The sequence below is a fragment of the Micromonospora sp. NPDC023869 genome, from assembly GCF_055559695.1.
Genome location: NZ_JBVHKD010000004.1, coordinates 157,970 through 182,623, shown reverse-complemented (window position 1 = coordinate 182,623; position 24,654 = coordinate 157,970). Strand labels below are relative to the sequence as shown.

The following is a 24,654-nucleotide window of genomic DNA, read 5'->3' as shown; positions in this document are numbered from 1 at the left end:
GGCTGGCGGTGGCTCAGTGGCACTTGGCGGAGGCGACGAACGACCGCCAGGCGGTGGGGTCGAAGGCGAGTACCGGACCGGTGAGGTCCTTGCTGTCGCGCACGGCGACCACCCCGGTCAGGTTGTCGGCGACCTCGATGCATTCGCCGCCGCTGGTGCCGCTGCGGGTGGACTTCCGCCAACGCGCGTTACTGAGGTCCATGCTGGCTCTCAACTTCCTTGATCAGGGCGACCGAGAGGGTTCTGGGAAGGGCGACGCCCCTTACGCATTCCCATCTGGCCAGCAGTGTAGCCACTCGCTCCTCTTTGTCGGCTTGCTCGCCACCGAGCTGGTTCTCCATGTGGCCGATCCAGGTGCCGTCGGCCAGGCGAGCCAGGGACAGCGCGCCGGACAGGCCGACGTGCAAGCCTGCGCTGGCCGGAACGATGTGGATGTGGACAAATGACAAGTCCGCCATCCGCAGCAGATGGGCGAGCTGTTCGGCCATGATGGCGTCGGTGCGGCGCAGGACGGACTCGTCGATCACCGCGACGATCTGTGGCGGGCGTTCGAGCTTCAGGATCTCCTGGCGCTCCAGTCGGGCCGTCACCTGTTGCTCGATCTCCAGCTCCGGGCGGGTGTCGTCAAAGCGCAGCACCGCTCGGGCGTAGTTCTCGGTCTGGAAGAGACCGGGAATCAGTGTCGGGTTGAAATAGCGAAGTTGAGTCGCGGCGCGCTCTGCCTTCAGCCAGGGCATGAACCACTCGGGCTGGGCGTCACGTTGGGCCGTGTGGAGCAGTGACTCGAAGAGCCCGCCGGTCTCCAGGATCTCGTCCGCGTGGCGGGCGTAGGGCAGGTCGACCGGGCGGGTGCCGGTCTCGACAGCGGACACGGTGGAGGCCGAGTAGTTCGTCCGCTTGCCGAACTCGTCCTGGTTCATGCCCGCCAGCGCACGCTGCTTGCGTAACTGGGTGCGGATCAGTTCCACGGTCTGCTCACGTTCCATCGGCCCTCCAGGGAATCGCCAAGATCACCAGATGTCACCGGCCGGCCTGATGTACGAGGCAATGCGCGACCTCTACCAACTCAACCCCCACGACGGCCCCGAACCCACCACCATCTTCACCCGCTTCCTCTCCTGGGCCCGACCCCGCCGCCCCACCACCGCCCCACCTCCATGACCCGCCCGCCGCAACCTCCCGGCTGGTCGGCCGGGTGGCGGCAGTTTCGGGGATGTTGCTGCCTCCGGTCCACTCGGAGGCAGCAACATCCCCGAAGATGTGCGGATCTTGGAGACCCGGACCGGCGGGCCGGCGTTCACGGGGTCAGCTCAGCGGGTCCGGGGTCGGCGGGGTGAGCCGTCGGGCGAGTAGGGTCGGCGGGTGGTCGTGTCTCGGCTGAGCAGGGGTGAGGCGCGTCGGGTCGCGGTGCACGCCCAGTTGTTGGCGGCGCCGCGCCCGACCGATCTGGTGGCGGTCGTCGAGCGTCTGACGTTCCTCCAGATCGATCCGACGGCGGCCATCGCGCCGAGTGCGGACCTGGTGCTGTGGAGCCGCATCGGCCCGACCTACGACCCCGCCGACCTGGTCCGGGCCGTCGAGACCGATCGGACCCTCGTGGAGACGGTCGCCTACATCCGCTCGCCCCGCGACCTGCCCGCCGTGATCGCCGAGACACGCGGTGCCGAGATGCACCCGACCATCGGGGAGTGGCTGCACGGCAACGAGTCGTTCCGCCGCGACATCCTGGCGTTGCTGGCGGAGTCGGGGCCGCTGCTGTCCCGGGACATCCCCGACACCAGCGTCGTGCCGTGGCCGTCGTCGGGGTGGACCAACAACCGCAACGTGACGAAGATGCTCGAATCCCTGGCGCTGCACGGACACATCGCGATCTCCGGTCGGAAGGGACGGCAGCGCTACTGGGATCTGCCCACCCGTGTCTACGCCGTCGAGCTGCCCGAACTCGACCACGATCACGCCGTCCGGCTCCGCAACGAACGCCGACTCGCGGCCCTCGGCATCGCCCGGTCCACCGGCCCGCAGATCCCGGGTGAGTCGCCGTACGTCGGTGACGCGGGTGAGGAGGTCGTGGTGGAGGGCGTGCCGGGCACCTGGCGGGTCCACCCGGCGTACGTCGGGCTGCCGTTCGAGGGCCGTACGGCGTTGCTCTCACCCTTCGACCGGTTGATCCACGACCGGGTACGCACCGAGCAGCTGTTCGACTTCGAGTACATCCTGGAGATGTACAAGCCCAGGGAGAAGCGCCGCTGGGGCTACTTCGCCCTGCCTGTCCTCCATCACGACCGGCTCGTCGGCAAGCTGGACGCGACCGCCGACCGTAAGGCCGGCCGGCTCATCGTCCACGCCGTCCACGAGGACGTCCCGTTCACCGACACGATGACCGCCGATGTCCACACCGAGGTCGAGAGCCTCGCCGCGTGGCTCGGACTCACCGTCGACGACTAGGTGTCGTACTCGCCGAGATCCCACGGTGGGCTGAACGCCATGTAGTCGCCGGGCTCGACGATGACCCACCAGGTGTCGTCGTCCTCCTCCGGCGCGCGGGGGATCAGCCCGAAGGTGGTGCCGTACCGGTCGACCGAGAAGGGTTCGACCTCGATGCGGTCGAAGGTGACGGTGCCCAACTCCGCCAACCGGGCTTCGTACGCCGTCCGCCTCGCCTCGCGGTCCATCAGCGCCCTCGGACCGAAGGCGTCGATCCTCGCCTCCAGGAACCGTCCGTCGGCGTCGAAGAGGTAGAGGGCGACGAACTCCTGGCCGTCGTGGTTGCCGTGAGTGCCGGGCTCGAACGGGGTGGTGAGGAAGAACTGCCGGCCGTCGCCGGTGCGTCCCACGTGCTCGGCGTGGTAGTCGTCATGGTCGATGACCAGGCGGGTCGGTGGTCCGGCGTCCATCCGGCGGGTCCTCTCGCGTCCACGGGTGAGCCGCAGCGGCCACCCCGGCGACATCATGGCCTCAGGGTGCGACACGGTCGCCGAAGCGACCCGAGCGGGAACGCCCTGACCTGATCGTCCACGAGCCGCTGGGCGAGGCCGGTGCGAGGCACTGCGCGTCGCCGCGCAGTCTCCGTGCTGAAAGAGGTCGCCGGTAGCTGACAGATCCCGGACCGTCTATGGATTCGGGTCCGCTGACGGCCCACAATCTGTTGTGGACTGTCGCGTGGCTCTGACGTAGCCAGCTCGGGCGGCAGGGGAGACAGCGAGCGGGCCGCCGACCACCGTCCATCACACCGGCGACAACGGGAGGCCACCGTGGCGTACCCCCGGCACCCCGACGAGGCGGGCAACTCGTCGTCGCATCCGTCTCCCGTTCCAGGGGCGGCGGCGTACCCCGGCATGCCGCCGCCGAGGTCCCGCAAGAACCAGAACGCGGTGCTGTGGATCGTCGGGGCTGTCGTCTGCCTACTGCTCCTCTGCTGCGGGATCGGCGTGGGCGGCGTGCTGCTGTATTCCCTCCGGTCGAACCAGGTCGCGGAGAGCGCCACGAGCCCGCCGACGACGCCGCAGGCGCCGACTGCCACGCCGACGAGCACACCAACCTCGTCGGCTGCCGCGCCCGCCCTGCCCGGCACCTTCGAGACGATCACCGAGCGGCAGTGGAGACGGATGGCCGAGCGGCCGGACGATCACACCGGCCGGACGTTGGTCGTGTACGGCCAGATCACCCAGTTCGACGACGCCACGGGTAAGGACAGGTTCCTCGCGCTGGTGGGAGCACGGAGAGCGACCGACGAAGGTGGCTACGACACGAACACGATGCTGTACGGCGATCCGAAGGTGCTCGGCGACATCGCTGCGGATGACGAGTTTCAGGCGGAGGTGACGGTGTTGAAGGCGTACACGTACCAGTCGTTGGTGGGTCCTACCAGGGTGCCGCTGCTGCTGGTGCACTCGTTACGGGTGTTGTAGCTGACCGAGGGGCGTGGCGGTCACCTCGGTCACTGCGGCGGAGGTGCTCCGTCGCAGTGACCGGAGGACGAGGCGTTCGACGTCGGCCCAGGTGGGGGTGGCGTGCCCGTAGCCGGGGACCGGTCGGCGCTGCGGCCCGAAGAAGTACTGGTGGGCGACGGCGCCCCGGATGGCGGAGTGCACCTCGGGGTGGTCGTCGACGAAGTGGGTGAGACCGAGGTCGAGACAGTGCCCCCGCTTGTCGGCCCGTGCACGACAGAACCGGACCCGTTCGCGGTCGACCCCGGTACGCCGGTGGAAGTCGTGGGCGTCGAGCCAGCGCAGCGTACGGGCCTGGATGCGCGGGCCGCACTTGGAGACCAGCCAGACCTGTCCGTCGAAGCGGGGAACGAGGCGGGCGATCGTGTCGAGGGCGCCGGGCACCTCCGGGGTGGCCAGCATGGTGGTCTCGTCGCCGGTGAAGAAGGCCGTGTCGCCTCCGCCGGGGTGGCGGGGGCCGTCGATGACGACTCGGCCGATGTCGATGCCGAGCCGGGGCACATGATCGTTCATGCCACCCAGGATGCGGGCCAGATGGTCGGGGCAGAACTATCGATCGATGTGTGTTCTATAGTTGCACGCTATGAACGGGCGGGACCTGCTGGAAGCCGACGCACTGCGGTCGTTCGCGGTCTTCGCCGAGCACCGCAACTTCACCGCCGCCGCTGCGGCGCTGCACATCAGCCAGCCCTCGCTCCACGTGAAGATCCGCAAACTGGCCACCGCGCTCGGGGTGGACCTCTACGAGCGGGACGGCCGTCGGCTGACCCTGACCGTCGCCGGTGAACGCCTCGCCGCGTACGCGTCGGACACCCGCCGCCGCACCGACGAGTTCCTGCGGGAACTGCACCAGGACTCCGCACCCACCATGACCATCGCCGCCGGCCGGGGCACGCTGCGCTGGGTGATCGCCGAGCCGATCCGGCAGTTCGGCCGCCAGGGCCGCCGGGTCCACGTGATCACCGCCGACCGGGACGCCGCCCTCGCCGCGATTTCCGCCGGTCGTGCCGACCTCGCCGTGGTCGCGCACGATCCACCGGGACGGCAGTACGAGTCGACGCAGATCGCCGCGTACCGGCAGGTGCTCGTGATCGACGACGGGCACCCGCTGGCCGAGCGGCAGCAGGTCCGACTCCGTGACCTCGACGGGCTGGACCTCGTCGTCCCCCCGGCCGGGCGCGCACACCGGCGGGCGCTGGACCGTGCGCTGCTCGACGCGGGCGTCACCTGGCAGGTCGCCGCCGAGGTCGACGGCTGGGACCTGCTCGTGCACCTGTCGGCGCTCGGCGTCGGCGCCACCGTCGTCAACGGTTGCGTGGAACTCCCCGACGGGCTGCGCGCCGTCCCCGTGCACGGTCTGCCGAGGATCCGCTACTGGGCGGCCTGGCGCCCACCACGCGAGCCGGTCGTGCGGGACCTGCTCGACCGGCTCGGGCCACGACCGTGACCGACCGAACCACCGCGGCCAGCAAGTTCCTGGCGTACGTGCTGCGTCACCAGCCCGCCGCCGTCGGGATCACACTCGACTCCGCCGGCTGGGTGGACGTGCAGGTGCTGCTCGCCGCGCTGGCCCGCCACGGTCGGCGCATCGACGGCGCGCTGCTGGCCCGGCTGACCGGCGACACCGACAAACAACGGTTCGAGGTCCGAGACGGGCGGATCCGGGCGGCCCAGGGCCACACCGTCCCGGTCGACCTGCGCCTGACGCCGGTGCCGCCTCCGCCGCTGCTCTATCACGGCACCGTCGCCCGCTTCCTGCCCGGCATCCGCGCCGACGGACTCCGGCCGCGCGGTCGTACCCACGTGCACCTCTCCGGCGACCGACGGACCGCCGTCACGGTCGGGGCCCGGCGCGGCGAACCGGTGGTCCTCACCGTCGACGCCGCCGGCATGCGGGAGACCGGCCACCTGTTCTACCGGGCCGCCAGCGGCGTCTGGCTCACCGCCCACGTCCCGCCCGACCGGATCGTCGTCGCTGAGTGAGGCGGTACGCCGGTGCGGAGGATGGTGACGTGTCCGGCAGAATCGGCGGGTGCCTGTCCACCTGATCACCGACCCGGACGACGAGCGGATCGGCGACTACCGTGCGCTGACCGACGTCGAGCTGCGGACCCGCTGGGAGCCACCGCACGGCCTGTTCATCGCCGAGGGCGAGCTGGTGCTGCGCCGGGCGTTGCGTGCCGGGTACCCGGCACGGTCGTACCTGGTCGACGCCAAGCGGGTCGACCAACTCGCCGACCTGGACACCGGTGACGCCCCGGTCTACGCCGCCAGCCAGGACGTGCTGCGCGAGGCCACCGGATTCCACGTGCACCGGGGGGTCCTCGCGTCGTTCCGGCGCACGCCGCTGCCGAGCGCCGCCGAGGTGCTCGCCACCGCCCGCCGGGTGGTGATCCTGGAGGACGTCAACAACCACACCAACCTGGGCGCGATCTTCCGTGCGGTCGCCGCGCTCGGGGTGGACGCGGTGCTGCTCTCGCCGTCCTGCGCCGACCCGCTCTACCGGCGCAGCGTACGGGTGAGCATGGGCGAGGTCTTCGCCGTGCCGTACGCGAAGCTGGAGCCCTGGCTGGCGGCGCTGGACGAGGTGCGGGCTGCCGGGTTCACCGTGCTGGCGATGACGCCGGCCCCGGACGCGGTGCCGATCCAGCGGCTCGCGCCGGAGCAGCGGGCCCGCGCCGCGCTGCTGCTCGGCGCGGAGGGGGCCGGGTTGACGTCGGCGGCGATGGCGGCCAGCGACGTCCGGGTGGTGATCCCGATGCGGCGCGGCGTGGACTCCCTCAACGTCGCCGCCGCCACTGCCGTGGCCTGCTGGGAGTTGGGCCGCGACGACGCCTGACCGTCGAGGTTCGGGCCGACCTGCGGGTACCGTGTCGCCCGTGTTCCCTACCGTCCGTGAGGTCCTCGCGCTGGACCCGGTCCGCCACGGTGCGCCGCGCCTGGTCGCCGGGGAGGCGGGGCTGGACCGGCCGGTTCGCTGGGTGCACGTGGCCGAGGTGCCGGACATCGCCACCCTGCTGCGGGGTGGCGAGCTGGTGCTGACCACCGGCATCGGACTACCCGGCGAGGACGCCGGGTTGCGGGCGTTCATCGCGGACCTCGCCGAGGTCGGCGTCTCCGGGCTGGTGGTCGAGCTGGGCCGTCGGTATCACACCGGGGTGCCCCGGGTGATGGCCGCCGCCGCCGAACGGCACGGGCTGCCGCTGGTGGAGTTGCGCCGGGCCACCCCGTTCGTCCGGGTCACCGAGGCGGTGCACGGACTGATCGTGGACGCGCAGCTCTCCGAGTTGCGGGCGACGGAGGAGATCCACCAGCGGTTCACCGAACTGTCGGTGGAGGGTGCCGACCCGGGTGAGGTGCTCCGGCAGGCCGCCGAGCTGTCCGGCTGCCCGGTGGTGCTGGAGAACCTGTCCCGGCAGGTGCTCGCGTACGACCCGGCGCGGGAGAACGCCGAACTGCTGCTCGACGGCTGGGAGCAGCATTCGCGGCGGATCCGGCCGGCCGGCCGGACGGTCTACGACCCGGACAGCGGCTGGCTGGTGACCATGGTCGGCGCGCGGGGGGAGGACTGGGGACGGCTGCTGCTGCGCTGGCCGGGCGGGGGCGAGTGGAACTCGGCGCGGGACGCGGTGACCGGCGGGCTCTCGCCGCCGACGCGGTTGACCATCCTGGTCGAGCGGGCCGCGTCGACGCTGGCGTTGGGCCGGCTGATCCGGCGGGACGCCGAAGGGCTGGAACGGCAGATCCACCGCACCCTGCTCACCGCGCTGCTGGACCGTTCCCGCCCGGTGGACGAGGTGGCCCTGCGGGCCCGGGGGCTCGGGCTGGTGTTGGAGCGTCGGCACCTGGTCGGGGTGGTGGTCCGGCATCGGGCCGACGACCCGGAGAGCGGCGCGACCGGGGCCGGTGACGGGGACGATCCCGGTCCGGCCCGGCTGCGGGATCTGGCCGAGGCGGTGGGTCAGGCGGTGCGGGAGGCGAACCTGACCGGCCTGACCAGTGCCGTGGACGACCAGGCGGTGGGGGCGTTGCTGGCCCTGCCCGACCCGGCGGCGGAGGAGCGGTCGCTGGCCTCGTTCGCCGCCGCGCTGCGCCGGCACCGTCCCGAGGCGAGATCGTCCGATCCGGCGGCGACCCGGGCTGCCCGGGGCGGGAGGGATGCCGGTGGGCTGATCATCGCGGCCGGTTCCGGGGTCAGCAGCCTGCGGGAGGCGGGCCGGTCGCTGATCGAGGCTCGGCAGGTCGCCGAGGCCGCCCGCAACGACCGGCGGGACCTGCCGATCTTCCGGCTGCCGCACGTCGGGCTCGCCGGGCTGTTGCACCTGCTACGCGACGAGCCGCGCCTACAGACCTTCGTCGAGCGTGAGCTCGGGGCACTGCTGGCGTACGACGCCCGGCACCCGCGTGAGCCCCTGCTCGGCACCCTGCGGGCGTACCTGGAGCAGGGCCGCAACAAGTCGGCGGCGGCCGCCGCGGCACACCTGTCCCGGCCGGCGTTCTACGAGCGGCTGGCCCGCATCGGCCGCATCCTCGACGTCGACCTCGACTCCGTCGACGCCTGCCTCTCCCTGCACGTCGCCCTGCTCGCCCTCGACGCCATCCGCACCTCCTGACCCGACGGGATGCGGTGGAACGGCGTGGCTCCACCCTGATCTCCACCCTGTGGTGGTGCCGGTCCACCCGGTGCCGTTCGTAGCGTTCCGGGACATGACCGAGCGGAACCACGGCAGGACCACACCCCGGACCGAGCGTCACGGCACCGTCGTACGGGCCGCGAACTATCTGCTGGCCGGCGACGGCAAGGGCAACCGGAGCACCCGGCTGGCCGGAGCCGTCATCGACCGGGTGATCGAGAAGGAGGGCGGCCGGATGACCGGTCGGGTGATCGTCGCGATTCTGGTGGTACTCGGCGTGGTGGGGCTCGCGTTCGTCGCCTACCGTCTGCTGGTGCTGGACCTGATCCTGACCCTGGTGCGGGAACGCGAGTGATCGTGGGCGGAGGACTGCGGCGGGCGACCCGCCGGGGCGTACGGCTGCTGCGGGCCGACGACCCGGAGACCGGCTGGCTGGTGCGGATCGTGCTCAGCGCGCTGCTGGTCTGGGCCTGGCTGTACCTGACGCCGCCGGGTGCCGGAGTGCGGCCGGTGCTCGCCGCCGCCCTCGCCTGCTGGGTGCTGTTCCTGGTGGCCGACAGCCGGTGGCCCCGGCTCGCCCGAGGCGCGTTGGCCCTGGTCACGCTCACGGCGTCCACCGTCGCCGGGGTGCCGGACGACGCCTCGGCGTTGATCTTCGTGTATGCGGGGCTGTTCACGTTCGTGCTGCTGCCCCGGATGCCGATGGCGGCCATCCTGACTCTCACCGGCGGGGTGATCGCGGTGCTGTCGGTCGTCCTCTGGTTCTCCGGGCGGGGACCGACGGCGATGCTGACCCAGCCGGCGTTGATCGCCGTGCTGGTGCTGTTCAGCCTGCACCGGCGTGAGTACCGGCTGCGGGCCGAGCAGACCGCGTTACTGCTGGAGCAGACCTCGCGTACCCAGCAGGCCCAGGCCCGGGCGGCGGCACTGGACGAGCGGACGCGGATCGCCCGGGAGCTGCACGACGTGCTGGCACATTCGCTGGGTGCGCTCGGTGTGCAGTTGGCGGTCGCCGAGGCGCAACTGGGCGAGCAGGGCGACGTGGTGGGCGCGACCGAGCGGATCCGCCGGGCCCGGCGGCTGGCCAACGACGGCCTGGCCGAGGCACGGGCGGCGGTGGCCGCGCTGCGTACCGACGTGCCGCCGCTGCCACGTGCCCTCGGTGACCTGGTGGCCGGGTTCCGTGCCGACCATGCGGCGACCATCACGCTGCGGACCGAGGGCAGTCCTCGGCACCTGCCGTCGGGGGCGGAGGTGTCGTTGCTGCGTACCGTCCGGGAGGCGCTGACCAACGCGGCCCGGCACGCCCCGGGTGCCCCGGTCAGCGTGGCTCTGGACTATCGCGGGCCGCGCACCCGGCTGATCGTGGACAACCCGGCCCCGGACCCGGCCGGCACCCGACCCGGACCGGGCGGGCACGGGCTGACCGGGGCGCGGGAGAGGATCGCGTTGGTCGGTGGCACCCTGGAGGCGGGCGTCGTCGACGGCGCATGGCGTGTCGCGGCGGAGGTGCCGGCATGAGCGAGCGTCAGCGAGCGGATGGTCAGTTGCGGGTGGTGGTGGTCGACGATCAGCAATTGGTTCGGGAGGGGTTGACCGCCCTGCTGGAACTCACCGACGGGGTGACCGTGGTCGGGGCGGCCGGCGACGGCGCGCGGGCCCTCGATCTCGTCGCCGAACACCGGCCGGACGTGGTCCTGATGGACCTGCGCATGCCGGTGCTGGACGGCATCGCCGCGACCGCCCAGGTCCGGGAGCGCTTCCCGGAGGTGGCGGTGGTGGTGCTGACCACGTACGCCGACGACGAGTCGATCGCCGGGGCGCTCGCGGCGGGGGCGTGTGGCTATCTGACCAAGGACGCCGGGCGGGCCGAGATCGGGATGGCGTTGCGCGCGGCGGCGACCGGGCACGGGTTGTTCGATCCGGTGGTGGCCGCCCGGCTGGTCGAGGCGATGGCCCGGCCGGCGCAGGTGGTGGCGGACCGGCTGCCGGACGGGTTGACCCAGCGGGAGGCCGAGGTGCTCGGCCATCTCGCGTCGGGGCGGACCAATGCCGAGATCGCGGCGGCCCTGTTCGTCGCCGAGACGACGATCAAGACGCACACCAACAACGCGTTCGCCAAGATCGGTGCGCGAAACCGCACCGAGGCGGCGGCGTACGCGATCCGGCACCGGCTCGCCTGACGCCCGTCACTCGCTGAGCGAGTGCAGGGCCTTGGTGTAGGCGGGCGGGACGAAGCTGGGGCCGCCGCCCGGGGTGAAGACGTCGGAGGTGGCGGCCGTGGCCCACGCGCTGTCCGGCACGGCGGCGACCAGCGTGCGGACGACCGGGGCATCCCGCCAGTCCGGCTGCTGGGCGAGCAGGCTCAGTGCCACCACCGACTCCTCCACCTCGCCGACGCACTCGAACGGCTTGTGCCCGTCCACGCCGAGCAGCTCCCGGTAGCCGGGGATCTGCGTGTCGTCGGCGAGCAGGTCACCGCCGAAGATGTGGGTGATCCGCTCGCGGGACATGAACGGGGCCAGAGCCAGGAAGACGAACCGGCACTTGGGGCAGTCGCGGCACCAGCGCTCGCTGGCGTCGCGCAGCTTGAACGCCGCGTTGCAACTGGTCACCACGTCGTCGTACCGGTCGATGGTGGCGAACAGCCGGGCGATGTGCAGCTCCGACAGCGGGCGCAGCAGGGAGAAGTACGGTTCGGTGAGCCCGGCGTGCTCGGCCAGCGCCGCCCGGAGCAGCCCTTCGGCCTCGACGCCCTTGGACCACTGGTGGTTGACCTCGTGGCCGTTCCAGATGAGGTTCGGGTCGGAGGCGGAGCGCTCGTTGGACATGACCACCGGTCCGAGCCCGTGCAGCACGGCGGTGGCGACCGCGATCAGCGAGTTGATCGCGGTGACCGGGATGTGCCCGTTGCGGGCGCCGGCCGCGTTCAGCTCGAACAGCACCGGGTCGAGGCGTCGCCGGGCGGCCAACGGGGTGAGTCCGGAGGCCGCGTTCACCGCGTTGATCACGTGGTTCGGGTTGACCGAGAAGGGGACCGGGTCCAGGCCGGCGCGACGCATCGCCTCCAGGCTGACGATCGAGTCCTTGCCGCCGCCGACCGCGCTGAGCGGTCGACGGTCCGAGTTGTCGTACTCGGTGACGGGGGCGACCCGGCCCTCCGGGATCACCGGGGACAGGTCGAGCACGTACGGCAACTGGTTGCGGTAGGCGTACTCGGCCAGGCCCTTGGTGTAGACGGCGGTGACGAACTCGGCGGCGGCCGGGCCCAGCGGCGCCGGCAGCACTAGCTGCCCCGGCGCGGCGGCCTTGTAGTAGCTGACGCCGGCCACGACGTGCAGCAGCTCCAGCACCCGGCCGAGCGCCGCCACGGCGGCGTCCGACGGTGACTCCTCCGGCACCGGGAGCGTGATCACCTCGGTGAATCGCTGCTCGCCCTCGGGCCCGGTCAGGGCGTAGTCGAACAACGCCTCCCCGGTCGAGAGATCGATCGAGTAGGACGGGAAGGTGAACGCGTCCATCCGCGCCAGCTGCGTATTGGGCACACGCCATACTAGGCCCTGGTTCGTCCGGCCGTGCCCGGCTCCGCCGGACCCCGCACGTGCCCCGTTGCCGTCGCACCCGAGGAGAAGCTGTGCGCCTGTCTGACCTGCGCGGACGTACCGTCGCCGTCTGGGGGGCGGGTCGGGAGGGCCGGGCCGCGGTGATCGCGATTGCCGCCCACGGCCCGGCCGACCTGGTCGCCGTCGACGACAGCGCCAACTTCCTCTCGCTGCCCTGGGAGGGGCCGCTGGCGGAGGCGGCCCCGCTGATCATCGGCGAGGAGGGCTTCGCCCGGTTGGCCGCCGCCGACGTGGTGGTCCGGTCGCCGGGGGTGCCGCAGACCCACCCGTGGCTGGTGGAGCTGCGCCGCCAGGGTGCCACCGTCACCCAGGGCACCTCGCTCTGGATGGCCGACCACGGCTCGCGCACCGTCGGGGTGACCGGCAGCAAGGGCAAGAGCACCACGTCGAGCCTGATCCACCACCTGCTGACCGCGGTGGACCGGCCGAACGTCTTCGGCGGCAACATCGGCGTGCCGACGTTGGATCTGCCCGACGCCGAGCTGTACGTGCTGGAGCTGTCCAGCTACCAGTGCAGCGACCTGACCGACTCGCCGCGGGTCGCGGTGGTCACCGCCCTGTTCCCCGAGCACCTCGACGCGCACGGTGGCGAGCGGGAGTACTACCGGGACAAGCTCAACCTGCTGGCGTACGGGCCGAACACCGTGGTCGTCAACGGTGGCGATCCCCGGCTGCTTGTCGAGTTGGGCGACCGCGCGGCGGTACGCGCCGGCACTGCGGAGTCGGTGAACGTGGCCGCCGGCCCGGACGGTACGCCCTGGTTCCATCGGGTCGACCAGCCGTTGTTCCCCCGGGCGGTGCTGCCGCTGGTCGGTCGGCACAACGAGGGCAACCTCTGCGTGGCGCTGGCCGTGCTCGACGCCCTCGGCGTGGACCTGGTCGACCGCAAGGACACCCTGGCCGTGGCGGTCGCCGGCTTCCAGGGGCTGGCCCACCGGTTGACCGAGATCGTCGACCCGTCCGGTCTGACCTTCGTCGACGACACACTGGCGACCAGCCCGTACGCGGCCATGCACGCCATCGACGCGTACGACGGGCGGCCGTTGACCGTGATCGTCGGTGGCGCCGACCGGGGCGTGGACTACACCCCGCTGCGCGAGCACCTGGCCGAGCGGGAGCTGACCGTGATCGGCATCCCGGACAGCGGGTCGCGCATCGTCGAGGCGCTGGACGGGCTGCCGAAGGTGCGGACCGAGCTGGTCGAGGACCTGGCCGACGCGGTCCAGTTGGCCCGGCAGGTCACGCCGGCCGGTGGCGTGGTCCTGCTCTCCCCGGCCGCGCCCAGCTACGGCCGGTTCCGCAACTTCGAGCACCGCTCGGAGGTCTTCGCCGAGGCGGTCCGCGCCACCGCCCCGGCCTGACCGTCAGCCGGTCCGGTCGTCGGGCTGACCGACCTCGGTCAGCGCGGCGTGCAACGTACGCATGGAGCGGATGGCCGAGCGGATCTCCTGCAGGTACCGGCCTGGGGTGAGGGTGGGCTCCGGCAGATGGTCCAGGTCGGGTCGGGCGGGGTCCACGCCTACGGTGTCGATCTCGCAGCCGTACGGCACCGCCAGGGTGCGCAGCGCGTCGCAGTGCTGGAACGGCACGTAGATCGGTGCGGTGACCAGCAGGACCGGCTCGCCGGGGGAGAGTCGGGCGTGCTCGGCCCAGAACCGCTGGGTGTCGGCGGTGTGCGCGCGTCGTCGTTGCGGCTCGCTCGACGGGGCGGCCAGCACCCGCACCGGCGGCAGCCCGGCCGGCTGGTAGGTCCGCGACGACCAGGAGTGGTGCGGATGTCCGGCGTCCACGCCGTCGCTGGCGTCCGGTTCGCGTAGCCCGAACGTGCGCCGGACCGCCGCGTCGAGCACGTCGACCTCGGTGTCTGCGCCGGCCACGTCGGCGTCGGCGAGGGTGCGGCGTTCCGCCTCGGACAGTGGCCGGAAGCTGCCCAGCACCGCCACCTCGCCAGTGACGTCGACCCGTTCCCGCAGCAGGTGGGCGGCGTAGGCCACCCGGCGCAGGCAGGCGTGGGCCAGGCCGCCCAGCACCACCAGGTGCGCGTACCGGGTGCGGGCCGGTGGCCGGGGCCGCACCAGACCGAGCGCGTCCGCGGCGGCGCGGACCCGGGTGCGGCGGTTTGCGTCGAGGTCGGGTTCCCGGGCCTCGGGTCGCTCCCGTCCTGCGCGGAAGTCCCAGTGCGCGGCGGAGAACTCGTCGAGCGCGGCGAGCACGGCACCGAGGTCGCCGGTGGGCCATCGGCCGCCGAAGCCGGCGACCAGGTCCCGTATCGGCGGGCTGTCGACCCAGCGGCTGATGCCGTAGGTGATCGCGGCGGCCGGGTCGGCGGGGTCGCTGCACGGCAGCGGGACGGGATCGCGGGTGCCGGCGGGCGGTGGTGGCCCGGCCGGTCCGGCGGCGGGAGGTGACGCGGCCACGGGCGGTGGGACGGGACGCTCGGGCACGGATCGGATCGTACCGGCCGACGGCCCGGCGCGACGGTCGAGCGGGCCGGTGGGCGGCGGAGCGGGCTGGCGGGTCGGTGCGGCTGGTCCGTGGCCTGTGGGTCGTACCCTGACCACAGTCCGTGACGGGAGGTGGTCGATGGCATCACCACTGCGCCGGGTACGGCACGGCGGGTTCGGTGCACCGGTCGGCATCGCCCGGCTGATGGCGTACGCCGATCCGATCGCCCTGATCGGCATCGCGTTGTCGGTCACGCTCTCCGTGACGTTGGACCTGACCGGTGCGGCCAGCGGGGTGGAGTCGCTGCTGGCCGGCCTGATGGGCATCACCATCTCGCTGCTGGTGGACTCGCTGGCCCGCGCCGAGCGCCGGTTCCAGCTGCGGACGCTGCTGGTCGGCCCGCCGTGGCTGGTGCAGGCCACCCCCGAGGTGGTCGCCGCCGCGCGGGAGGCGGTCGACCGTCATCCCGGGAGCCGGGTGGCCGAGGAGACGCAACGTCGGTTCGCCCGCTTCCAGGCCGACCTGGCCCAGTTGCGGCAGGGTCGCATCGTGCGTCCCGGCACCGACTACCAGGACATGCTGGCGGCCACCCGGGACTGCGTCCGGGAGGTGCAGGCGCTGACCAACGTGCTGCCACGGCTCGCCTGGTGGCGCAGCGACATCGGCCGGCAGTACTGGACGGAGAACCAGGCCGCGCTGGCCCGTGGGGTGCGGATCACCCGGATCTTCACCTACACCGACCTCACCGACGAGTTGATGGAGCTGGTGGCGGCGCAGCGCTGCGCCGGGGTCCGGGTGGGACTGCTGGCCACCGTCGTGGTCCCCGCCGACCTGCACGTCAACCTGATCCGCTGGGACGGCACGGCGTGCTGGACGGCGGGCATGAGCGCCCACGGAGTGATCACCGAGAACCGGTACTCGGTGCACCCGGACGACGTGGTCCGGGCCGGGGACACCTTCGCCGCGTGCGCCGCGCTGGCGACCTTCGACGGCTGACCCGGCCCCGCCGGTGACCGCGCAGGGCGTACTGCTGGTCACGGCGGTGGTCTGGGCGGTGAGCCTGATCCGCCCGCTGCACTGGCGGGCGTTCGTCGCGGCCCTGCCGGTGCCGATGACGGCGGCGCTGCTGGCCACCGACCACCGCGTGGACGGGGCGCAGGTGGTCGGGGTGGTCGGGCTCACCGTGTTCTTCGGCGTCGTGGCGGCGGCCCACCACCGGCTGCGCTGGCCGATCCTGCTGGCCGACGCGGCCGGCGTCGTGGCCTACCTGGCGCTCGCGGCGGCGGTCCGGCCGTTCGCCCTGCCGTTCCTTCCCACGCTGGCCGGCGTCCTGGCGTTGTGGCTGCTGGCCGTGCCGGTCCTGCGCCGCCGCACCGCGCGGCACACCCCGGCCATCCGGCACACCTCGACCACCGGGCACGCCCCGGCCGCGTGGCCCGCGCCGACGTCGGACACTCAGCCCGTCGGCGCGGTACGGCCGCCGGGCCGGCTGTCGGCGGTGCGACGCCTGCTACTGATCCTCGCCGGTGCGGTACTGACCGGACTGCTCGGCCAGCTGCTGCGCGGGTTGGTGGTGACCTTCCCGTACGCCGGCGTGCTGGTGGCGGTGGAGGTCCGGCGGGACCTGCCCGCGTTCTGTCGGCACTTCCTGCGCAACAGCCTCGCCCTGCTCGGTTTCCTGACCGGTGTCCACCTGGGACAGGACGTCTCCGGGGCGGTCGCCATCGCCGCCGGGTGGGTGGGCTTCGTCCTGGTCGCGGTGGCCCTGCACGCCTCGGCGTACCGGCGGAGGGCTGGCGGAAAACGCAAGCCGAGGCCCGGGGTCGCCACCGGAAACGTGGTCGAATCCGTTGTCGACGACGGAAAACGTTGACGTTCTGTCAACGGCTGCGGACCAGCAGGCGACACGTTGGCTCTTGTCCGGGCGGTGACGGTGGTGACACCGTCGCGGTGACCGCGAACCGAAGGGTGCGACGATGACCGACGATCTGCTGGCCCGGCACCGGGCCGTGCTGCCGTCCTGGATGCCGCTCTACTACGCCGAGCCGCTCGAAATCGTCTCCGGTGAAGGGCGCCGGGTCACCGACGCGCAGGGGCGCACCTACCTGGACTTCTTCGGCGGGGTGCTGACGAACATGATCGGCTACGACATCGCCGAGATCCGCGAGGCGGTGCAGCGGCAGTTGGGCACCGGGATCGTGCACACCTCGGCGCTCTATCTGATCCGGCAGCAGGTGGAGTTGGCCGAGAAGATCGCCCGGCTCTCCGGGATTCCGGACGCCCGGGTCTTCTTCACCAACTCCGGCAGCGAGGCCAACGAGGCCGCCCTGCTGATGGCCACCAACCACCGCCGCTCGCACCAGATCCTCGCGGTCCGCAACAGCTACCACGGCCGCACGTACGCGACGATGGGCGCCACCGGCAACCGGGGCTGGTCGGCCAGCGCGCTCAACCCGCTCCAGGTGGCCTGGCTGCACTCCGGTGAGCGGCTGCGCGGCCTGCTGGCCCGGCTGCCCGAGGGCGACCGGGTCGACGCGGCGGTGGAGGACCTGCGTGAGGTGCTCGCCACCCAGACCTCCGGCGACGTGGCCTGTCTGATCGCCGAGCCGATCCAGGGCGTCGGCGGGTTCGTGCACGGGCCGGACGGCCTGTTCGCCGGCTGGAAGAAGGTCCTCGACGAGCACGGCATCCTGCTCATCTCCGACGAGGTGCAGACCGGTTGGGGGCGGACCGGCGAGCACTTCTGGGGCTACCAGGCCCACGGCGTCACCCCCGACCTGCTCACCTTCGCCAAGGGCGTCGGCAACGGGTTCGCCCTGGCCGGTGTGGTCGGTCGGGCCGAGGTGCTGGAGTCGGTGCCGGCGATCAGCTTCTCCACCTTCGGCGGCAACCCGCTCAGCACCGCCGCCGGCAACGCCGTCCTGGACTACCTGCTCGATCACGACCTCCAGGCCAACGCCGCCCGGGTCGGCGCGATCATCGCTGACGGCCTGCGCGCCGCGGTGGCCGGTCTCGACCAGGTCGCCGAGGTACGCGGCAAGGGCCTGATGCTCGCCGTGGAGTTCGTCCGGCCGGGCACCGACGAGCCGGACCCGGCGCTGACCGGGCGGGTGTTCGAGGCGTGCCGGCAGGGTGGACTGCTCGTCGGCAAGGGCGGCCTCTACGGCAACGTGCTGCGGATGGGGCCGCCGTTGACGCTCACCGAGGAGGAGGCCCGCGAGGGGCTGGCCGTCCTGGTCGAGGCGATCCGGGCGGAGGTGGCCGCGTGAGCGCGAGGAGTGAGCCGGTTCTGCGAGCCCCGCAGTCGCGAACGGAAGGTGACTCAGTGAAACTGATCGGGCACTTCGTGGACGGCAAGCGGGTGGGCGGCGCCTCGACCCGGCGCGGGGACGTTTTCGACCCGGCCACCGGTCGGCGTACCGGCCAGGTGGAGCTGGCCTGTGCCGCGGACGTGGCGGTGGCCGTCGAGGCGGCCGCGCGCGCCGCGCGGACCTGGCGGGACGCGTCGCTGGCGAAGCGGACGGCGGTGCTGTTCGCCTTCCGGGAGCTGGTCAACGCCCGCCGGGACCGGCTCGCTGAGGTGATCACCGCCGAGCACGGCAAGGTGCTCGCCGACGCCGCCGGGGAGGTGCAGCGCGGCCTGGAGGTCATCGAGTACGCGTGCGGCATCCCGTCGGTGCTGCGCGGCGGGTTCAGCGAGAACGTCTCCACCGAGGTCGACTCGTACAGCCTGCGGCAGCCGCTCGGGGTGGTCGCGGTGATCAGCCCGTTCAACTTCCCGGTGATGGTGCCGCTCTGGTTCGTGCCGGTGGCGGTCGCCGCCGGCAATGCGGTGGTGCTCAAGCCGAGCGAGAAGGACCCGAGTGCGGCGCTGCTGCTGGCGGAGTGGTTCGCCGAGGCTGGCCTGCCCGACGGGGTGCTGAACGTGGTCAACGGCGACGCCGAGGCCGTCGACGCGTTGCTGGATCACCCGACGGTCAAGGCGGTGTCCTTCGTCGGCTCCACCCCGGTGGCCCGGCACGTCTACCAGCGCGGCACCACCGCCGGTAAGCGAGTGCAGGCGCTCGGCGGTGCGAAGAACCACATGGTGGTGCTGCCCGATGCGGATCTGGACCTGGCCGCCGATGCGGCGGTCAACGCCGGGTTCGGGTCGGCGGGGGAGCGGTGCATGGCGATCTCGGCGCTGGTCGCGGTGGAGCCGGTCGCCGACGACCTGGTGGCCCGGATCGCGGAGCGGATGGCCGGGCTGCGTACCGGTGACGGGCGGCGTGGCTGCGACATGGGTCCGCTGGTCACCGCGGCGCACGCGGACCGGGTCCGGTCCTACGTCGAGGCGGGCGTGGCGGCCGGCGCGGTGGCGGTGGTGGACGGCCGGGACGTGACGCCCGACGGTGACCCGGACGGCTTCTGGCTGGGTCCGACGCTGTTCGACCGGGTCACCCCGGACATGTCGATCTACACCGACGAGATCTTCGGCCCGGTGCTCTCGGTGTTGCGCGTGGGCTCGTACGACGAGGCGGTGGCCCTGGTCAACGCCAGCCCGTACGGCAACGGCACGGCGATCTTCACCAACGACGGCGGTGCGGCCCGCCGCTACCAGCACGAGGTGGAGGCGGGCATGGTCGGTGTCAACGTGCCGATCCCGGTGCCGATGGCGTACTACTCGTTCGGCGGCTGGAAGGCGTCCCTCTTCGGTGACCTGCACGCGCACGGCGCCGACGGGGTGGCGTTCTTCACCCGGGGCAAGGTGGTGACCAGCAGGTGGCTGGACCCCCGCCACGGCGGGGTCAACCTCGGCTTCCCCACCCAGACCTGAGCAGGCGCAGGACACCCGCCCCGGCCAGGTAGGCGACCAGGGCGGCGGCTGGCAGCCCGAGCGGCTCGGGCGCGGTCTTGGCGGTGGCGCTGTTGGCCACCAGGGCGTACCCGACGGCGGCGAAACCGGCGACGGCCAGTACGCCCCGCACGACCGCCCACCGGCCGGGCGGCTGGCGGTCCTCCTGCGGGTGGTGCGGGATCTCCGGGCGGCCGGCGTCGGGTGAGCCCGACGTGGGCTGCGGGGCGTCGGAACCGTCCCGACTCGCGGTGGAGCGGCCGGTGCGGGCCTCGATCGGGCCGAAGACCGCGACCAGCGCGGCGAGCACCACGGCGAGCAGCAGTACCCAGGGCAGCCGCCAGGCCAGCCAGGCCGCCGACCCGGCCGGTGGGGTGGGCAGGACACCCAGCCGGTCCAGCGCGCCGACCAGCAGGATCACCGCGCTCAGGTGCCACAGGAAGACGGTGAGCACGACCGAGTTGACGGCGATCACGACCTGCCAGGGTCGGCTGCGGTGCAGCCACCGTTCGGCCCGCTCACGCAGCAGCAGGATCAGCCCGAGCTGGGCGGTGGCCACGGCCAGCAACGCCACGCTCGGCGGAGCCGCGTTGTCCAGGCGCTGTCCGGGCAGGTTGATCATGCTGACCGGGTACGGGCCTACGCTGGTGAGCAGCACCGCGACGCCCAGACCCGCGACGGCCAGGACCAGGGCGGCACGGCGGGACATCGGCAGGCAGCGGGTCCACCGGCCCGCACCGGTCGGGTCGCAGTGCCCCCGGCGGGCGTCGTACCAGGCGAAGCCGACCTGGTGCACGGCCAACCAGCCGAGCAGGTAGTTGGGCAGGGCCGCCGTCTCGTAGCCGATCGCCCGCCCGACGTCCCCGGCGGCCACGAGTAGCGCCAACGCGACCGGTACGGCCAGTCCGAAACGGCGGTGTAGCGCGTACATGAGCGGGGTCAGCGGCACCACCACGAGATAGGCGGCGAGGAACCACAGCGGGATCGTGGCGAACCAGACGACGGTGCGGACCATGCTCGGCTCGACCCCGACCAGCCGGGCCGCCAACGCGCCCCCGGCCAACACCAGCACCAACGCGCTGGTCGGACGCAGCAGGCGGGCGCTGCGCCCGAGCAGCCACCCGGCCGCGTCGCCGCCACGGCTGCGGTGCGCGGTCAGCGAGGCGGCGTTGGCGTAGCCGCCGACCAGGAAGAACACCGGCATCACCTGGACCGCCCAGGTCAGCGGATAGGCCCACGGGATCGCGGGCAGGGCGGAGTGACCGTCGGGCTGCCCGCGCTCGTCGTAGCCGATCGTCGCGACCGCCCAGTGCCCGAGGACGACCATCATGATCGCCAAGGCCCGCAGCAGATCGAGGTAGCGCTCGCGGTCGGCCGGCGTCCGTGCGGCGAGTCGGGCCAGGCGGCGCATGGTCCGAGGGTATGCGCCCGTGACGCGCAGCGGGCGGCTGACCGTCGTCCGGGGCGGCCGACCGCCGTCCGGGCGGGGTCGCCGAGAATGGGACGATGAGATCGGCTCGACATCGATTCCCGGCCTGGCGGCGAAACCGATCATCGACATGTTGGCGCCGGTCCGCAGCCTCTCAGAGGCGGTTGCCGCCATCGAAGTGGTGACCGCACTCGGCTACCGCAATGGTGTGCACCGCCCGGAGGAAGCGCACTATTTCTTCAAGCCGGCGACCGACAACTGGTGGGAGCGCACTTTTCAGCTCCACCTCACCGAACCGGTTTCGCTGCTGTGGCGGCGACGGATCGCGTTCCGCGACGCGCTACGGGGGCGCGCGGACTACCGGTCCCGGTACGAGCGACTCAAGCGCGATCTCGCGCGGGCGCACGGCACCGACCTGGCGGCCTATGCGCGCAACAAGGACGACTTCGTCAACGAGGTCCTCGGTGTACGGGACAGGACGCAACCACCGACCGCCAGTCATCCGGAACGGTGACGACCTGATCGCGCAGCTCGTCGGCGCTCCGCCGCAGCCGCAGCAGTCCGCCCCGACGCGTGGACCCGAGGACGGCACCTGACTGCCCGCCGCTCATGGGGTCCTCCCAGCCCCCTTTGCTCTGCGTCAACCGACGCAATGAATCTGAGCCGATTCCGTCGCGTGGGTTGAAGCAGAGCAAAGGCGGTTGAGGAAGATGGACCGGCTGCTTTCGGGAGTGCTCGACTGCAACATTCGGCAATGCCCTCCATCGATGTCCGAAATATTGCCGCGAGTGTGAGTGCACATGCGAGCGTCGTGGCGTGGCCGTTGGCCGAGGTGGTCGGGGGCGGGTGGGTCAGGTGGGTGGGGGGACCAGGCGGGCGTGCAGGGCGGTCGGGTCGGTCACCTCGGGCAGTTCGCGAGCGGCCAGCCAGGCGGCTGCGGCCGCGCCGTCCCCGGCCGGTCGGACCGGGGCGTACGGCCAGCGTCGCCGGGCCTCGGCGTGGACGGCGGCGGCCAGCGGGGTGTCGCCGGTCAGCAGCCCGCCGCCGAGCACCAGGACATCGGTGTCGTCGGCCGGTCGGATCCGGCCGACCGTGTCGGCGAGGTGCGCGCTGGCCGCGTCCAGCAGCGCGACCCCGGTCGGCTCGCCGGAGGCGGCGGCATCGAGCACCAGCGGGGCGAGTCGGGACAGTTCCACCGGTGGGCGGCGGGTGACGACCTGCACGAGCGCGTCGACGGTGTCCCGGGGGCGGGGCGCGATCTCGGCGGATCCGGTCAGTTCGGTGAGTACCCGTCGGCCGAGGTCGCCCGGGTCGGTGCCGCTGTCCAGGGCGGTGAGCAGTCGGCGTACCGCCGCTCGGCCGAGCCAGAAGCCGGAACCGGCGTCGCCGAGCAGCCAGCCGTGCCCGTCGGAGACGCGGTCCAGGCACAGGTCGCGGACCTGGGCGGCGACGGCGCCGGTGCCGGCGACGAGAACGGTGCCCCGGGGTGCGGCGGTGCCCGAGGCGTACGCGATGAGGGCGTCGCCGTGCACCGCGTACGGGCAGTGGAGCCCGGCGGCCCGCCAGGCGTCGGCGAAGGCGGCGAGTCCGGCCGGGTCGGCCCGGAGGCGGCCGGCTCCGGCCAGCCCGATGGCGCCGGCGCGTACCCGGGTCGGGTCGATGCCGGCGAGTGCCGCGCGGAGGGCGGTCAGGAGTTCCCCGGCGGCGCGGGTGGCGCCGTGACTCGTGGGGTTGCCGCCGCCGGCTCGGCCGGTGCCGAGTCGGCTGCCGTCGAGGGTCACGACGAGCGCCCGGGTGGACGTGCCGCCGATATCGAGGCCGATCACGACGGTGTCGGACATCGGCGCCCACCTCCTTGATCGATCTGCGTTCATGCTGGTCGCGGCGTCTCTCCAGAGCAAGACGGGGATGGGTCCCCGGACGGTGCGCCAGGTAACAGTTTGAAAACTTCGCCCACGGTCTTGACACAGAGGTGGCTTCAGTAAGAACTTTTACCACTATCAGTTAACAGTCTTTTCCGAAAGGCGTCCCATGGTTGATCACGAGGCGGACACCTCCGCGGGCACCGCGGTGGCCGACGCCGACCGGGTTGACCGGCGGGGCGCCCTCGGCGTCGCCTCGGGCGGGATACTCGCTCGGGTGCGCAGCGGGTCCGACGAGCTGACCGGCGCGCTGCGCCGGGTCGCCGAGCACGTCCTCAGCGACCCGGAGGCGGCGGCGCGGGCCACCATCGTCGAGTTGGCCGAGCGCAGCGGCACCTCACCGGCCACGGTCACCCGGTTCTGCCGGGCGATGGGCTTCGACGGCTACGCCGACCTGCGGCTGGGCATCGCCGCCGAGACCGGCCGGGCCCGGTCGGCCGGGTGGACCGTCGACATCGGACGCGAGATCCAGCCCAGCGACCCGCTGGACCGGGTCCTGGAACAGATCATGGCGGCCGACACCCGAGCCATGCACGACACCGCCGCGCTGCTCGACCTCGACGAGGTGGAACGGGCCGCGAACGCCATCGCCGGGGCCAGCCGGGTCAACATCTTCGGCGCCAGCGGCAGCGCCCTGGTCGGCGAGGAGATGCAGTTCAGCCTGCACCGCATCGGGGTGGCCGCCTGGGCGTGGAACGACGTGCACTCCGGGCTCGCCTCCGCCGCGCTGCTGCGCCCGGGCGACGTCGCGCTGGGCATCTCGCACAGCGGCCAGACCCGGGAGGCCATCGAGATGGTGGCCGAGGGCGGCAGCCGGGGCGCGACCACGATCGCGCTGACCGGGTTCCGTCGCTCGCCGCTGGCCGAACTGGCCGACATCGTGCTGCTGACCGCCAGTCACGCCACCACGTTCCGCCCGGACGCGCTGTCGGCCCGGCATCCGCAACTGGTCGTCCTCGACCTGCTCTACATCGCGGTCGCCCAGCGCACCCACGACCGCGCACACGCGGCCTTCCGGCGTACCGCCCAGGCCGTCGACGGACACAAGGCCGCGAGGGGAGCCAGCGCATGATCAGCGCCCAGGGGTACGCGGACGCCGTCCGCCCCGTCCTCGACCGTCTCGTCGACCGGGGGCACGAGCCGCTCGGCCGCGCCGCCGACCTGATCGCCGCCAGCCTGCGCGACGGCGGGGTGCTCCAGGCGTTCGGCGCCGGGCACTCCGAGGCGTTCGCCGCCGAGTTGGTGGCCCGGGCCGGCGGGCTGGTGCCCACCAATCGGATCACCCTGCACGACCTGGTGCTGCACGGCGACGCCCCGCGTGACGTGCTCGCCGACCCGAAGCTGGAGCGCGACCCGGCCATCGCCCACCAGCTCTACGAGATCGCCGCGCCGCAGCCGCAGGACGTGTTCGTGGTGGCGTCCCAGTCCGGCATCAACGGCTCGGTGGTCGAACTGGCCCTGCTGGTCACCGGTCGCGGTCACCCGTTGATCGCGGTCACCTCGGTCGAGCACACCGGACGGGTCGCGCCGCGCCACCCGTCCGGCCGGCGGCTCGTCGATCTCGCCGACGTCGTGCTGGACAACGGCGCGCCGTACGGCGACGCACTGCTGCCGCTCGAGGGCGGCGGCGCGGTCTGTGCGGTCTCCTCGGTCACCTCGGCGCTGCTGGCGCAGCTGCTGACCGCAGAGGTCGTACGACGGTTCCACCAGGCCGGAGAGGCACCCCCTATCTACCTCTCCGCCAACGTCCCCGGTGGGGACGAGCACAACCTCGCCCTCGAGTCGCGGTACGCCGGACGTCTCCGGCGCACCGCCTGACC

At 72.6% G+C, this 24,654-nt stretch carries 26 protein-coding genes; 18 read left to right on the top strand and 8 right to left on the bottom strand.

What is annotated here, in order from left to right; translation table 11 throughout:
- Positions 1–13 precede the first annotated feature (13 nt).
- Both ACZ31C_RS14220 and ACZ31C_RS14215 read right to left on the bottom strand, forming a co-directional pair.
- Complete coding sequence (locus ACZ31C_RS14220; RefSeq protein ID WP_465795634.1) at positions 14–202, bottom strand: DUF397 domain-containing protein; 189 nt, start codon at positions 200–202, stop codon at positions 14–16.
- A complete protein-coding gene (locus tag ACZ31C_RS14215) occupies positions 189–986 on the bottom strand; it encodes a helix-turn-helix domain-containing protein (RefSeq protein WP_465795633.1) in 798 nt (265 codons plus the stop codon). The genes ACZ31C_RS14220 and ACZ31C_RS14215 overlap by 14 nt, the downstream gene beginning before the upstream one ends.
- Positions 987–1,017: 31 nt before the next feature.
- Between ACZ31C_RS14215 and ACZ31C_RS14210 the strand changes: the two genes are divergently transcribed.
- Together ACZ31C_RS14210 and ACZ31C_RS14205 are read left to right on the top strand one after the other, a co-directional pair.
- On the top strand, positions 1,018–1,161 hold the full coding sequence (locus tag ACZ31C_RS14210; RefSeq protein ID WP_465795632.1) for a hypothetical protein: 144 nt from the start codon (positions 1,018–1,020) through the stop codon (positions 1,159–1,161).
- A gap of 201 nt (positions 1,162–1,362) precedes the next feature.
- Positions 1,363–2,445, top strand: coding sequence for a DNA glycosylase AlkZ-like family protein (locus ACZ31C_RS14205; RefSeq protein WP_465795631.1), 1,083 nt, complete (start codon positions 1,363–1,365; stop codon positions 2,443–2,445).
- Here the strand turns inward: ACZ31C_RS14205 and ACZ31C_RS14200 are convergent.
- On the bottom strand, positions 2,442–2,894 hold the full coding sequence (locus ACZ31C_RS14200; RefSeq protein WP_465795630.1) for a hypothetical protein: 453 nt from the start codon (positions 2,892–2,894) through the stop codon (positions 2,442–2,444). The genes ACZ31C_RS14205 and ACZ31C_RS14200 overlap by 4 nt on opposite strands.
- Before the next feature lie 357 nt (positions 2,895–3,251).
- On the opposite strand from ACZ31C_RS14200, the gene ACZ31C_RS14195 reads away from it, so the two are divergent.
- A complete protein-coding gene (locus tag ACZ31C_RS14195; protein ID WP_465795629.1) occupies positions 3,252–3,908 on the top strand; it encodes a hypothetical protein in 657 nt (218 codons plus the stop codon).
- Here ACZ31C_RS14195 and ACZ31C_RS14190 read toward each other — a convergent pair.
- On the bottom strand, positions 3,894–4,460 hold the full coding sequence (locus tag ACZ31C_RS14190; protein WP_465795628.1) for a hypothetical protein: 567 nt from the start codon (positions 4,458–4,460) through the stop codon (positions 3,894–3,896). The two genes, ACZ31C_RS14195 and ACZ31C_RS14190, sit on opposite strands and share 15 nt — an antisense overlap.
- Before the next feature lie 70 nt (positions 4,461–4,530).
- Between ACZ31C_RS14190 and ACZ31C_RS14185 the strand changes: the two genes are divergently transcribed.
- The 7 genes from ACZ31C_RS14185 to ACZ31C_RS14155 all read left to right on the top strand — a co-directional run bounded on the left by ACZ31C_RS14185 (position 4,531) and on the right by ACZ31C_RS14155 (position 10,764).
- Entirely contained in the window at positions 4,531–5,394 is an 864-nt protein-coding gene (locus ACZ31C_RS14185) for a LysR family transcriptional regulator (protein ID WP_465795627.1), read from the top strand.
- Positions 5,391–5,930 (top strand): RNA 2'-phosphotransferase, encoded by a 540-nt coding sequence (locus ACZ31C_RS14180; RefSeq protein ID WP_465795626.1) that lies wholly within the window; start codon positions 5,391–5,393, stop codon positions 5,928–5,930. The genes ACZ31C_RS14185 and ACZ31C_RS14180 overlap by 4 nt, the downstream gene beginning before the upstream one ends.
- A 49-nt stretch (positions 5,931–5,979) precedes the next feature.
- Positions 5,980–6,786: a TrmH family RNA methyltransferase gene (locus ACZ31C_RS14175; protein WP_465795625.1), complete on the top strand. Its 807-nt coding sequence runs from the start codon at positions 5,980–5,982 to the stop codon at positions 6,784–6,786.
- A 40-nt stretch (positions 6,787–6,826) separates the two neighbouring features.
- A complete protein-coding gene (locus tag ACZ31C_RS14170) occupies positions 6,827–8,560 on the top strand; it encodes a PucR family transcriptional regulator (RefSeq protein ID WP_465795624.1) in 1,734 nt (577 codons plus the stop codon).
- A 94-nt stretch (positions 8,561–8,654) separates the two neighbouring features.
- Positions 8,655–8,936 carry a hypothetical protein gene (locus tag ACZ31C_RS14165; protein WP_396743178.1) on the top strand — a complete coding sequence of 94 codons (282 nt, stop codon included), beginning with the start codon at positions 8,655–8,657 and terminating at the stop codon, positions 8,934–8,936.
- Positions 8,933–10,102 (top strand): sensor histidine kinase, encoded by a 1,170-nt coding sequence (locus ACZ31C_RS14160; protein WP_465795623.1) that lies wholly within the window; start codon positions 8,933–8,935, stop codon positions 10,100–10,102. Before ACZ31C_RS14165 ends, ACZ31C_RS14160 begins: the two co-directional genes overlap by 4 nt.
- Positions 10,099–10,764 carry a response regulator gene (locus tag ACZ31C_RS14155; protein ID WP_465795622.1) on the top strand — a complete coding sequence of 222 codons (666 nt, stop codon included), beginning with the start codon at positions 10,099–10,101 and terminating at the stop codon, positions 10,762–10,764. The genes ACZ31C_RS14160 and ACZ31C_RS14155 overlap by 4 nt, the downstream gene beginning before the upstream one ends.
- Before the next feature lie 6 nt (positions 10,765–10,770).
- On the opposite strand, the gene ACZ31C_RS14150 is transcribed toward ACZ31C_RS14155, so the two are convergent.
- The gene (locus ACZ31C_RS14150; RefSeq protein WP_465795621.1) at positions 10,771–12,126 is read right to left on the bottom strand and encodes a MurL-like N-terminal domain-containing; all 1,356 of its coding nucleotides are present in this window, start codon (positions 12,124–12,126) and stop codon (positions 10,771–10,773) included.
- Between the two features lie 89 nt (positions 12,127–12,215).
- On the opposite strand from ACZ31C_RS14150, the gene murD reads away from it, so the two are divergent.
- Entirely contained in the window at positions 12,216–13,565 is a 1,350-nt protein-coding gene (gene murD / locus ACZ31C_RS14145) for a UDP-N-acetylmuramoyl-L-alanine--D-glutamate ligase (RefSeq protein WP_465795620.1), read from the top strand.
- A gap of 3 nt (positions 13,566–13,568) precedes the next feature.
- On the opposite strand, the gene ACZ31C_RS14140 is transcribed toward murD, so the two are convergent.
- Positions 13,569–14,648, bottom strand: a complete 1,080-nt coding sequence (locus ACZ31C_RS14140) for a hypothetical protein (protein ID WP_465795619.1) — start codon at positions 14,646–14,648, stop codon at positions 13,569–13,571.
- 139 nt (positions 14,649–14,787) lie between these two features.
- Here ACZ31C_RS14140 and ACZ31C_RS14135 point away from each other — a divergent pair, with 139 nt between their 5' ends.
- From ACZ31C_RS14135 to ACZ31C_RS14120, 4 genes are all read left to right on the top strand, one after another.
- On the top strand, positions 14,788–15,645 hold the full coding sequence (locus ACZ31C_RS14135; RefSeq protein ID WP_465795618.1) for a hypothetical protein: 858 nt from the start codon (positions 14,788–14,790) through the stop codon (positions 15,643–15,645).
- A gap of 13 nt (positions 15,646–15,658) precedes the next feature.
- Positions 15,659–16,522, top strand: a complete 864-nt coding sequence (locus ACZ31C_RS14130) for a hypothetical protein (RefSeq protein ID WP_465795617.1) — start codon at positions 15,659–15,661, stop codon at positions 16,520–16,522.
- A 103-nt stretch (positions 16,523–16,625) separates the two neighbouring features.
- The gene (locus ACZ31C_RS14125; protein WP_465795616.1) at positions 16,626–17,918 is read left to right on the top strand and encodes an aspartate aminotransferase family protein; all 1,293 of its coding nucleotides are present in this window, start codon (positions 16,626–16,628) and stop codon (positions 17,916–17,918) included.
- A 56-nt stretch (positions 17,919–17,974) separates the two neighbouring features.
- Positions 17,975–19,465: a CoA-acylating methylmalonate-semialdehyde dehydrogenase gene (locus ACZ31C_RS14120; protein ID WP_465795615.1), complete on the top strand. Its 1,491-nt coding sequence runs from the start codon at positions 17,975–17,977 to the stop codon at positions 19,463–19,465.
- Here the strand turns inward: ACZ31C_RS14120 and ACZ31C_RS14115 are convergent.
- Positions 19,437–20,894: an acyltransferase family protein gene (locus tag ACZ31C_RS14115; protein ID WP_465795614.1), complete on the bottom strand. Its 1,458-nt coding sequence runs from the start codon at positions 20,892–20,894 to the stop codon at positions 19,437–19,439. The genes ACZ31C_RS14120 and ACZ31C_RS14115 overlap by 29 nt on opposite strands.
- 19 nt (positions 20,895–20,913) lie before the next feature.
- Here ACZ31C_RS14115 and ACZ31C_RS14110 point away from each other — a divergent pair, with 19 nt between their 5' ends.
- The gene (locus ACZ31C_RS14110; protein WP_465795613.1) at positions 20,914–21,426 is read left to right on the top strand and encodes a GrpB family protein; all 513 of its coding nucleotides are present in this window, start codon (positions 20,914–20,916) and stop codon (positions 21,424–21,426) included.
- Between the two features lie 337 nt (positions 21,427–21,763).
- Here ACZ31C_RS14110 and ACZ31C_RS14105 read toward each other — a convergent pair whose 3' ends face one another.
- On the bottom strand, positions 21,764–22,753 hold the full coding sequence (locus ACZ31C_RS14105) for an N-acetylglucosamine kinase (protein WP_465795612.1): 990 nt from the start codon (positions 22,751–22,753) through the stop codon (positions 21,764–21,766).
- Positions 22,754–22,943: 190 nt separating this feature from the next.
- Here ACZ31C_RS14105 and ACZ31C_RS14100 point away from each other — a divergent pair, with 190 nt between their 5' ends.
- Together ACZ31C_RS14100 and ACZ31C_RS14095 are read left to right on the top strand one after the other, a co-directional pair.
- Positions 22,944–23,906: a MurR/RpiR family transcriptional regulator gene (locus ACZ31C_RS14100; protein WP_350696747.1), complete on the top strand. Its 963-nt coding sequence runs from the start codon at positions 22,944–22,946 to the stop codon at positions 23,904–23,906.
- Complete coding sequence (locus ACZ31C_RS14095) at positions 23,903–24,652, top strand: sugar isomerase domain-containing protein (protein ID WP_465795611.1); 750 nt, start codon at positions 23,903–23,905, stop codon at positions 24,650–24,652. The genes ACZ31C_RS14100 and ACZ31C_RS14095 overlap by 4 nt, the downstream gene beginning before the upstream one ends.
- Positions 24,653–24,654 lie beyond the last annotated feature (2 nt).